Genomic DNA, 10,681 nt, shown 5'->3' on the forward strand with positions numbered 1-10,681 from the left:
ATCGTGGAAGTTTCTTCTTCAGGTTTGAAAAAAGAAATCACGCGCATTCTGAAAGACAAAGGATACATTCTCGACTATAAGGTTGAAGAAAATCCTGTTCAGGATAAAATTAAAATCGCTTTGAAATATCATCCTGCAACCAAGCAATCCGCAATTAAAAAAATTCAGCGTGCAAGCCGCCCCGGGCTGAGAAAATTTTCCTCCGTGGAAGATATGCCGCGCGTATTGAGCGGGCTTGGAATAGCAATCGTTTCCACTTCCAAAGGAGTGATGACAGATAAAGAAGCGCGCAAGATGAATGTCGGAGGCGAAGTAATTTGTTACGTTCATTAATAAAATAAATTTCAGAAAATGTCACGCATAGGAAAACAACCGATAATCATCCCGCAGGGAGTTACTGTTACAGTGAACAAAGCAAACGTTACTGTGAAAGGAAAAGTTGGTGAACTCAGCCAGGCAGTTGACCCTGATATCACCGTGAAAGTTGATGGCAGCAATGTTGTGCTCGAGCGCCCAACCGAACAAAAACGCCACAAGGCAATGCACGGAATGTATCGTTCACTCATTGCGAATATGATTAAAGGCGTGAGCGAAGGATATAAATTGCAGCAGGAAGTTGTTGGCGTGGGTTACAAAGCTTCACACAAAGGACAGCAATTGGATTTAGTGGTTGGATTTTCTCACCACGTAATTTTTGAATTGCCGAAAGAAATAAAACTGGAAACAAAAACTGAGAAAGGAAGCAACCCAACCATCATTATGCAAAGTGCCGACAAGCAATTGCTCGGACAGGTTGCGGCAAAAATCCGTTCCATCCGCGCGCCTGAACCTTATAAAGGAAAAGGTATCAAGTTCACTGGAGAACAATTAAGAAGAAAAGCAGGAAAGCAAGCAGCAACTGCAGCAAAATAATTTTAAACTGAAAGAAAATGAAATCGAGAAATTTCAGACGACTGAAAATCAAAAAAAGAATCCGCAGTAAAATAAACGGAACAACTTCGCGCCCGCGCTTAACTGTTTTCAGAAGCAACAGCGAAATTTATGCGCAGTTGGTGGATGATTCCATAGGGAAAACCATCACCACCGTTTCGTCTGTTGGAAAAAAAGACGCGCGCGTGAAAGGAACAAAATCAGACAAAGCAAAATCAGTGGGAACTGCAATTGCAAAATGGGCGGTGGAAAAAGGAATCCAGGAAGTTGTGTTCGACCGCAACGGATACCTCTATCACGGCAGAATAAAAGCAGTGGCTGAAGGAGCACGCGAAGGCGGATTAAAATTCTAAAACGAAAAGTACAATGTATCATGTACAAAGTACAAAGAGAAAAACAAAAAATAAAAATTCATAATACATAATACTTCATACTTAATACTTGTATTAAATGGCAAAAGAAACTGTAAAACGCGTTAAGTCAAGCGAAATAGAATTGAAAGAACGCCTCGTGGCTGTGAACCGCGTAGTGAAAACTACAAAAGGCGGACGCACTTTTTCTTTCTCTGCGATTGTTGTCGTGGGAAATGGAAAGGGAGTTGTTGGTTACGGCCTCGGAAAATCACGAGAGGTGACCGATTCAATTTCAAAAGGAGTTGATGACGCAAAAAAGAATTTGGTGAAAGTTCCTCTTAACAAAGGAACCGTTCCACATCTTCAATACGGAAAATATGGCGGCTCAAGAATTTTTTTGAAGCCGGCTTCTCACGGAACGGGTGTTATTGCCGGAGGCGCTATGCGCGCGGTGCTTGAGAGCGCTGGCGTTACTGACGTGCTTGCAAAATCGCAGGGCTCTTCTAACCCGCACAACGTGGTGAAGGCAACAATGGATGCTCTTCTGAAAATGAGAGATGCAGTTACAGTTGCGCAACAGCGCGGAGTATCACTTAAGAAAGTATTCGAAGGATAACATTATAAAAGAAAAAAATGGAATTACATAATTTAAAACCGGCAAGAGGTTCTGTAAGAGGAAAAAATAAACGTCTCGGTCGCGGACAAGGTTCGGGAAAAGGCGGAACATCCGGAAAAGGACATAAAGGTCAGCAGTCCGATAGCGGATATAATAAAAGACGCGGACACGAAGGCGGACAAATGCCTTTACAAAGACGCTTGCCGAAATTCGGCTTCACAAATATTTTCAGAAAAGAATTTCACGGAATAAATTTAGAAACATTACAACGTTTATCTGAAGAAAAAAAAATCACATCGTTTGATTTGGAAACATTTGTTTCAAACGGATTGGTTTCAAAAAGAAAACTTGTAAAAATTTTAGGCAAAGGAGAACTGAAAGTAAAACTCGATGTGAAAGCGCATGCTTTCTCTGCTTCTGCAAAAGCGGCAATTGAAGGAAAAGGAGGAAAAGCAGAAGTTGTAAAAGCATAAAATCATCTATGAAGAATCTGATTCAGACCATAAAAAATATTTTTGCGATTGAAGATTTGCGTTTCCGTATTTTCTACACGCTGGGGTTTATTCTCATTTATCGCCTTGGTTCATATGTGATGCTTCCGGGAGTAAATGCGCAGGCGCTTCATGCGAAAGGGCAAGCCGAAGGTCTCGCAGGTTTGATTAATATGTTCGCGGGCGGAGCATTTTCACGCGCTTCCATTTTCGCGCTGGGAATCATGCCTTACATCTCTGCGTCAATCGTTGTGCAGCTTTTAACAATGGCATTCCCCTACTTTCAGCGCATGCAGAAAGAAGGCGAAAGCGGAAGAAAAAGAATTAATCAGTACACGCGGTTTCTCACAGTAATAATCACCACCATGCAGGCGCCCGGATTTATTTCTTCGCAGTTGACAAGTTATGCGGGAGTTGTTGCCGACCCATCGAAGTTGTGGTGGATTACAACCGTAATTATTTTAGTTGCCGGAACAATTTTCGTAATGTGGCTCGGAGAAAGAATTACCGACCGCGGTTTAGGAAATGGAATTTCCCTTCTCATCATGATTGGAATTGTTGCCGACCTTCCCTTCGCATTTGTTTCTGAATTTGCTTCGCGCATGGAAGCAAAAGGCGGTGGATTGATTATGCTGCTGCTCGAATTAGTTTTCTTGCTCTTCATTATTATAGGTTCAATTCTTTTGGTACAAGGAACAAGAAAAATTCCTGTACAGTTCGCAAAAAAAATTGTGGGCAACCGTCAATACGGTGGAGTTCGCCAATACATTCCTCTCAAGGTAAATGCTGCCGGAGTTATGCCAATTATTTTCGCACAGGCAATTATGTTTATTCCGATTACGCTTGCGGGCTTCGCTTCTTCCGATAAGTTAAGCGGAATTATCGGCACGCTTTCTAATCATAACGGGTTTACTTATAATATGATTTTTGCTTTCCTGATTATTGTGTTCACTTATTTCTATACGGCAATCATGGTGAACCCAACGCAGATGGCAGACGATATGAAACGCAACGGAGGATTTATTCCCGGAGTGAAACCCGGAAAACAAACCGCAAACTTTATTGACGATGTGATGTCGAAAATAACTTTGCCCGGCTCACTCTTTCTTGCGCTGGTTGCAATCACTCCTGCCCTTGCAAGAAATTTTTTTGGAGTATCTGATTCCTTCGCGCGGTTTTTCGGAGGAACATCTTTGCTGATTCTTGTGGGAGTAATGTTGGATACGCTTCAGCAAATTGAAAGTCATTTATTGATGCGGCACTACGATGGATTAATGAAATCGGGAAGAATAAAAGGAAGGACTTCGATGAGCATGGCTACAGCATAATGCTAATATACTAATGAAAACAAATGATACCAATAATACAAATGATACGAATGACAACTATTCGTATGATTCGTTTCATTAGTATCAATTCGTATATTAGCATTTAAGTGAGATGGGAAAAATATATTTGAAAACGGATGAGGAGATCGAATTGATTCGTGAAAGTTGTTTACTGGTTTCGAAAACGATTGCAGAAGTTGGAAAAAATATTAGGGAAGGAGTTAGCACGATAGCACTTGATAAAATAGCCGAAGAGTTCATACGGGATAACGGAGCAACGCCCGCGTTTAAGGGCTACAGGAAGGAAAGATTGGTCTTTGATTATACGTTGTGTGTTTCGGTAAATGAACAGGTGGTTCACGGAGTGCCCAATAATTACGTTCTTAAAAATAGCGACATAGTATCGGTAGATTGCGGAGTTTTGAAAAATGGATTCTACGGAGATTCGGCTTATACTTTTTCCGTTGGAGAAATTTCTGAGGAAGTAAAGCAGTTACTAAAAGTGACAAAAGAATCTCTCTACAAAGGAATCGAAAACGCGGTGGCTGGAAAAAGAGTCGGAGACATCAGCAGCGCGGTGGAAGAACACGTAAGCAAATACGGATACGGAATCGTTCGGGAATTGGTCGGGCACGGAATCGGGAGAAGTTTGCACGAAGCGCCTGAAGTTCCCAACTACGGAAAGCGCGGAAGCGGAATTAAAATGGAAGAAGGACTTGTAATTGCAATCGAACCGATGATAAATTTAGGAAGACGCGATGTGAAAACAGAAAGAGACGGATGGACGGTTTCGACAATAGATAAAAAACCATCCGCACATTTTGAGCACACAGTAGCAGTAAAAAAAAATAAAGCGGAAGTGTTGACAACGTTTGAGTTTATAGAAAAAGAAATAAAAACTAAAATAGAAACAGTAACAAATGAATAAAGGAAGAATGAAATAATGGAAGATTGGAAGAAGGGCTGTTCCCAATCTTCCAACCATCCAACATTCCAACCTTCCATTGAATCTTATGGCGAAACAGTCGTTGATTGAACAAGACGGAACCATTACAGAAGCATTATCGAATGCGATGTTCCGTGTTCAATTGGAAAACGGCCACATCATTACGGCACATATTTCGGGAAAGATGCGTATGCACTACATCAAACTTCTTCCCGGTGATAAAGTGAAACTGGAAATGTCGCCCTACGATTTAACAAAAGGAAGAATAACATTTAGATACAAGTAGGCAGTTGGCAATTGGCAGTAGGCAAAAAATACAAAGACAAACAGTAAACAAATAGACAAAACACACAAAGAAAAACAAACACAGATTAGTACATTAGTACTGATTAGTAAATTAGTAGATAATATGAGAATCAGAACATCCATTAAAAAAAGAAGCATTGACGACAAAATCGTTCGCAGAAAAGGCAAACTCTATGTCATCAACAAAAAAAATCCAAAGCATAAACAAAGACAGGGATAAGATACCCCGTCCCTAAAGGGAGAAAAAACAAAAAGAAAAATGAGAAACAATAAATAATAAAAATAAAAGTCCCTTCACCCTTTAGGGTTGGGGCAAAACAAACAATGGCACGTATATCAGGAATTGACCTTCCAAAAAACAAACGCGGAGAAATCGGCCTTACCTATATATATGGTATCGGCAGAAGCACCGCACGCAGAATTCTGAAAGAAGCAGGCGTGAACTTCGATAAAAAAGTTCAGGACTGGAACGACTCAGACCTTACAAAGATCCGCGGAATCATTACCGACAAAATTAAAGTGGAAGGCACACTTCGTTCAGAAACGCAATTAAACATCAAGCGTTTGATTGACATCGGAACCTATCGCGGTTCGCGGCACAAAACCGGTGCTCCTGTTCGCGGACAGCGCACGCGTTCAAATGCGCGCACAAGAAAAGGAAGAAGAAAAACAATTGCAAATAAAAAAATAGCACCGTCTAAAGGCTAAAACAAAAACAAACCCTGATTAGTACATTAGTACCGATTAGTAATTTAGTAGATAAACATGGCTGAAGAAAAAAAACCACAACAGGAAAAAACACAAGGCGCAGCACCGGCAGAAGCAGGGAAACCTGTTAAGGCGAAAAAAAGAACCGTAAAGGTTGATGCCATTGGTGAAGCGCACATCAATGCAACGTTCAACAACATCATTGTTACGCTCACCAACCTGAAAGGACAGACGGTTGCCTGGTCATCCGCAGGTAAAATGGGATTCCGCGGTTCAAAGAAAAACACTCCGTATGCTGCAACAGTTGCATCGTCTGATGCAGCGCGTGTTGCGTATGAAGCGGGCTTAAGAAAAGTAAAAGTATATATCAACGGTCCCGGTGGCGGAAGAGAAGCCGCTATGCGCGCGCTGTACACAAACAAAATTGAGATTACAGAAATTGTGGACTTAACTCCCGTTCCGCATAACGGTTGCCGCCCACCAAAGAAACGAAGAGTATAATATTGATTACTGATAACTGATTATTGATTATTAAATGACAACCCAAGAATTAAAAAACAGAACCAAGACTTTCTCGCATCGTTGCGTTAAGTTGGCTTTATCTATGAGTAATTCATTTTTAGAAAATCATATCAGAGGACAACTAATAAGAGCTTCTACCTCCGTTGCTGCAAATTATCGCGCAGCATGTTTGGCTCATTCAAAGAAAAGTTTCTCATCAAAATTAAGCATTGTGATTGAAGAAACAGACGAGTCTTGTTTTTGGATGGAATTTCTTATAGAGGAAAATCTCATGAAAGAAAACATGGCTGCTCCTTTAATCAAAGAATCGAATGAACTTTTAGCAATATTTATTTCATCAAGAAAAACAATTCAAGTTAGTAGTAACAAACAAATACGAACTAATCAATCATCAATAATAAATAATCAATTGTAAATGGCACGATACACAGGACCCAAACAACGCATCAACAGAAAATTCGCTGAACCTATTCTTGGCGGAAACGGAAAAACGCTGGAGAAAAAAGCATATCCTCCGGGAATGCACGGCATGACAAAGAAACGCGGAAAGAAATCCGAGTATGCCGGTCAGTTAGCTGAAAAGCAGAAAGCGAAATATACCTACGGCATTCTTGAGCGCCAGTTCGAAAATACGTTTGAACGCGCTGCACGAGCGAAAGGCGTAACAGGCGAAGTGCTTCTTCAACTTCTCGAATCGCGTTTGGACAACGTGGTGTACAGAATGAATCTTGCATCTACGCGCAGAGGCGCACGCCAGTTGGTTTCTCACAAGCATATTACTGTGAATGGAAACGTGGTAAACATTCCTTCTTACACAGTGAAGCCGGGAGATTTGATTGGAGTGAGAGAGCGTTCAAAAGATATGGACCCCATCCGGAATTCTCTTGCAGGTTCATCCGTGAAATATCAATGGCTTGAGTTCGACCAGAATCTCATGCAGGGAAAATTCATGGCGCTTCCTGAACGAACACAAATTCCTGAGAACATCAAAGAACAATTAATAGTGGAATTGTACTCAAAATAAAATGCGTCATAAAATAAGCGTAATGCCAATATACTAATGCGTACTAATGAAACTAATTATACTAATAACAGCCATTAGTATTATTCGATATTTGTATCATTAGTATCAATTAGTATATTGGCATTTTAATCAATAGCATATTAGCATTGTACTCAAAACATAAACCAGAAACCTAAACACAACAAACACTATGGCAATATTAACATTCCAGAAACCCGACAAAGTGATTATGATTCACTCAACCGACACAGAAGGACAATTTGAATTTCGTCCGCTTGAGCCGGGCTACGGTGTTACTGTCGGAAACGCGCTCCGCAGAATTCTTCTCTCTTCCCTCGAAGGACACGCCATTACCGGCATCCGCATTGAAGGAGTTGACCATGAATTCTCCACCATCAAAGGAATTGTGGAAGACGTTACCGAAATCGTTTTGAACCTGAAACAAGTTCGTTTCAAAAAACAAATTGAAGGAGTTGACAACGAAAAAATAACTATCTCTCTCATCGGAAAAGACCATTTCACCGCAGGTGATATCGGAAAATCCACCTCTGCATTCCAGGTGTTGAATCCCGACCACGTGATTTGCACGATGGACGGAAACGCAAAAGCGAAAATCGAAATCACAATTGACAAAGGGCGCGGATACGTTCCTGCGGAAGAAAACAAACCACTGAACTCACCTGTCGGATACATCCCGATTGATTCCATCTTCACTCCTATCCGCCACGTGAAATATACGATTGAAAATTTCCGCGTGGAACAAAAAACTGACTACGAAAAATTAATCGTTGATATAAAGAGTGACGGAAGCGTTCACCCGAAAGAAGCGCTGAAGGAAGCGGCAAAAATTCTGATTCATCACTTCATGCTCTTCTCCGATGAAAAAATTACGTTGGATACAGAAGAAAAAACCAAAGAACAGGATTTTGACGAACACGCACTTCACATCCGCCAGTTATTGAAAACAAAACTGGCTGATATGGATTTATCCGTTCGCGCATTAAACTGTTTGAAAGCAGCAGATGTGGAAACGCTTGCTGACCTGGTTTCCTTCAATAAAATGGATTTGCTTAAGTTCCGCAACTTCGGAAAGAAATCTCTTGCTGAATTGGAAGAACTCGTGCAAAACAAAGGACTCCATTTCGGAATGGACGTTGCGAAATACGGATTCATAAAAGAAAGAGGAAGTTTAAACTAAGGTATAAGGTATAAGGTATAAGGTATAGGGGAACAGCCCCGCTCACCTTATACCCTATCCCCTATTCCTCTATACCCAACAACAATGAGACACGGTAAAAAAATAAATCACCTCTCGCGCAAAGCGCCTCACAGGCACGCAATGCTGTCGAACATGGCGGCATCGCTGATTCAGCACAAGCGCATTAACACAACGCTTGCAAAAGCAAAAGCGCTCAAGAAATATTTTGAGCCGCTTGTTACACGCGCTAAAACAGATACCACGCATTCACGCAGAATTGCATTCCGCTATTTGCAGAACAAAGATGCAGTTGCTGCACTCTTCCGCGATGTGGCGCCCAAGGTGGGAGAACGCGCAGGCGGCTACACGCGCATTCTTAAAACCGGATTCCGCACGGGAGACAATGCTGATACTTGCCTGATTGAACTCGTTGACTTTAATGAAAACATGCTCAAAGCAGCTACGGAACAAAAAGCTCCTGCAAAGAAAACACGCAGAAGCAGAGGAAAAAAGTCAGAAGTGAAAAGTGAGAAGCCGGAAGAAACAACAACTGAAGAAACAAATCCGGAACAAAAGAGTGAATAATTTTTTAATAAAATCTTTCTTCTAATAGAAAAGGATGGAGTAAATTTGCTCCATCTTTTTTTTTATATTTAACATAAGCAATGAAATATAAAGCGAAGAAACCCGCCATACTCCTGCTGCAAGACGGAAAAGTTTTTCATGGCAAAGCAGCCGGAAAGATTGAAACTGCTGCCGGAGAAATTTGTTTCAACACCGGCATGACCGGCTACCAGGAAATTTTTACAGACCCTTCTTACTTCGGGCAGTTGCTTATCACCACGCATGTTCACATAGGCAATTACGGAATTCATTCCGCAGAAGTGGAATCGGAAAGCGTGAAGATTGCAGGATTGATTTGCAAAAGTTTTAATGTGGAATACTCGCGCAAGGACGCAATGGAATCCATACAGGATTATTTTGAAGAACAAAACATAGTTGCTATATCTGACGTGGATACGCGCGCCATCGTGCGCTATATCCGAAGCAAAGGCGCGATGAATGCTGTTATCTCCTCTGAGATTACCGATGTAAAAGAACTGAAAAAAATTCTCGCCAAAGTTCCTTCGATGGAAGGGCTTGAACTTTCCTCTAAAGTTTCCGCCAAAAAATCCTACCTGCTTGGAAACCCCCATGCGAAATTCAAAGTTGCCGCACTTGATTTAGGCGTGAAGAAAAATATCCTGCGCTGCCTGAACGAACGTGACTGCTATGTGCAGGTTTTCCCGATGGGAACTAAATCTTCTGAAATACTAAAAACAAATCCTGACGGGCTTTTTATTTCCAACGGGCCGGGTGACCCTGCCGCCATGCCGCATGTGGTAGAAACAATTTCTGAACTCATTGAAAGCAATATTCCCATGTTCGGCATCTGCCTCGGGCACCAGGTAATTTCTCTTGCCAATGGAATTAAAACCTACAAGATGTTCAACGGGCACAGGGGAATTAATCACCCCGTAAAAAATCTGATTACCGGAAAAGATGAAGTTACTTCGCAGAATCATGGGTTTGCGGTGGATGAAAAAGAAGCAAAGAAAAATAAAAACATGGAAGTAACTCATCTGAATTTGAACGATGGAACAATAGAAGGCATTCGCATGAAACATAAGCCCGTGTTTTGTGTGCAATATCATCCTGAAGCATCTGCAGGCCCTCACGACTCGCGCTATTTGTTTGATGATTTTGTGAATCTGATGCAACGGAAAAAAAATTTCCTAAAGAAGCAAAAGAGTAAGGCGGAAGCGTGAGAATAAAAATTGCTCTGCTGGCTGCGCCATTCACGCAGTGTTCCGAAGCGGAGATACTGCTTCGACAAAACTCACCCCTCTTTCCCCTCTCTACTTGGTAGATAGGGGATGAAAGGGGAGAGTAATTAATCGGTGATTACTAATTTACCTGTTGCCGGACTCACCCCTCTTTCCCCTCTCTACTTGGTAGAGAGGGGATGAAAGGGGAGAGTAATTAATCGGTGATTACTAATTTGCCTGTTGCCGGACTCACCCCTCTTTCCCCTCTCTACTTGGTAGAGAGGGGATGAAAGGGGAGAGTTATTTGTCGGTGATTACTAATTTGTCTACTGCGATGGTTTTGTTTTCTTCTGTCAGCCGAACGAAATACAGTCCGCTTGCGAGATTGTCGCGGGAGAAAACAACTGTCCGCCCGTTGATATTTTTTATTTGTTTAACTGTCTGCCCGAAA

At 41.6% G+C, this 10,681-nt stretch carries 17 protein-coding genes; 16 read left to right on the forward strand and 1 reads right to left on the reverse strand.

What is annotated here, in order from left to right:
* From rpsH to carA, 16 genes are all read left to right on the forward strand, one after another.
* On the forward strand, positions 1-333 hold a 333-nt coding region (gene rpsH / locus HY063_09565; protein ID MBI3502030.1), incomplete at its 5' end, for a 30S ribosomal protein S8.
* A gap of 18 nt (positions 334-351) precedes the next feature.
* Positions 352-912, forward strand: coding sequence for a 50S ribosomal protein L6 (gene rplF / locus HY063_09570; protein ID MBI3502031.1), 561 nt, complete (start codon positions 352-354; stop codon positions 910-912).
* A 17-nt stretch (positions 913-929) separates the two neighbouring features.
* On the forward strand, positions 930-1,283 hold the full coding sequence (locus HY063_09575) for a 50S ribosomal protein L18 (GenBank protein ID MBI3502032.1): 354 nt from the start codon (positions 930-932) through the stop codon (positions 1,281-1,283).
* A gap of 97 nt (positions 1,284-1,380) precedes the next feature.
* Complete coding sequence (rpsE, locus tag HY063_09580) at positions 1,381-1,899, forward strand: 30S ribosomal protein S5 (GenBank protein ID MBI3502033.1); 519 nt, start codon at positions 1,381-1,383, stop codon at positions 1,897-1,899.
* Positions 1,900-1,916: 17 nt separating this feature from the next.
* Positions 1,917-2,372, forward strand: coding sequence for a 50S ribosomal protein L15 (rplO, locus tag HY063_09585; GenBank protein MBI3502034.1), 456 nt, complete (start codon positions 1,917-1,919; stop codon positions 2,370-2,372).
* An 8-nt stretch (positions 2,373-2,380) separates the two neighbouring features.
* Positions 2,381-3,718 carry a preprotein translocase subunit SecY gene (gene secY, locus HY063_09590; GenBank protein MBI3502035.1) on the forward strand — a complete coding sequence of 446 codons (1,338 nt, stop codon included), beginning with the start codon at positions 2,381-2,383 and terminating at the stop codon, positions 3,716-3,718.
* Positions 3,719-3,830: 112 nt separating this feature from the next.
* On the forward strand, positions 3,831-4,646 hold the full coding sequence (map, locus tag HY063_09595) for a type I methionyl aminopeptidase (GenBank protein ID MBI3502036.1): 816 nt from the start codon (positions 3,831-3,833) through the stop codon (positions 4,644-4,646).
* Positions 4,647-4,731: 85 nt separating this feature from the next.
* Positions 4,732-4,950, forward strand: coding sequence for a translation initiation factor IF-1 (gene infA / locus HY063_09600; protein MBI3502037.1), 219 nt, complete (start codon positions 4,732-4,734; stop codon positions 4,948-4,950).
* A 123-nt stretch (positions 4,951-5,073) separates the two neighbouring features.
* Positions 5,074-5,190: a 50S ribosomal protein L36 gene (gene rpmJ / locus HY063_09605; GenBank protein ID MBI3502038.1), complete on the forward strand. Its 117-nt coding sequence runs from the start codon at positions 5,074-5,076 to the stop codon at positions 5,188-5,190.
* Positions 5,191-5,294: 104 nt separating this feature from the next.
* Positions 5,295-5,678 carry a 30S ribosomal protein S13 gene (rpsM, locus tag HY063_09610; GenBank protein MBI3502039.1) on the forward strand — a complete coding sequence of 128 codons (384 nt, stop codon included), beginning with the start codon at positions 5,295-5,297 and terminating at the stop codon, positions 5,676-5,678.
* A 57-nt stretch (positions 5,679-5,735) separates the two neighbouring features.
* Positions 5,736-6,179 (forward strand): 30S ribosomal protein S11, encoded by a 444-nt coding sequence (rpsK, locus tag HY063_09615; protein ID MBI3502040.1) that lies wholly within the window; start codon positions 5,736-5,738, stop codon positions 6,177-6,179.
* Between the two features lie 34 nt (positions 6,180-6,213).
* Positions 6,214-6,615, forward strand: a complete 402-nt coding sequence (locus HY063_09620; GenBank protein ID MBI3502041.1) for a four helix bundle protein — start codon at positions 6,214-6,216, stop codon at positions 6,613-6,615.
* The gene (gene rpsD / locus HY063_09625; protein MBI3502042.1) at positions 6,616-7,224 is read left to right on the forward strand and encodes a 30S ribosomal protein S4; all 609 of its coding nucleotides are present in this window, start codon (positions 6,616-6,618) and stop codon (positions 7,222-7,224) included.
* Positions 7,225-7,414: 190 nt separating this feature from the next.
* On the forward strand, positions 7,415-8,422 hold the full coding sequence (locus HY063_09630; GenBank protein MBI3502043.1) for a DNA-directed RNA polymerase subunit alpha: 1,008 nt from the start codon (positions 7,415-7,417) through the stop codon (positions 8,420-8,422).
* Positions 8,423-8,506: 84 nt separating this feature from the next.
* On the forward strand, positions 8,507-9,007 hold the full coding sequence (gene rplQ / locus HY063_09635; GenBank protein ID MBI3502044.1) for a 50S ribosomal protein L17: 501 nt from the start codon (positions 8,507-8,509) through the stop codon (positions 9,005-9,007).
* Between the two features lie 80 nt (positions 9,008-9,087).
* Positions 9,088-10,230, forward strand: a complete 1,143-nt coding sequence (gene carA, locus HY063_09640) for a glutamine-hydrolyzing carbamoyl-phosphate synthase small subunit (protein ID MBI3502045.1) — start codon at positions 9,088-9,090, stop codon at positions 10,228-10,230.
* Positions 10,231-10,530: 300 nt separating this feature from the next.
* On the opposite strand, the gene HY063_09645 is transcribed toward carA, so the two are convergent.
* A partial coding sequence (locus tag HY063_09645; GenBank protein ID MBI3502046.1) for a T9SS type A sorting domain-containing protein occupies positions 10,531-10,681 on the reverse strand: 151 nt, incomplete at its 5' end.

Source organism: Bacteroidota bacterium (assembly GCA_016195025.1).
Classification (GTDB): domain Bacteria; phylum Bacteroidota; class Bacteroidia; order Palsa-948; family Palsa-948; genus Palsa-948.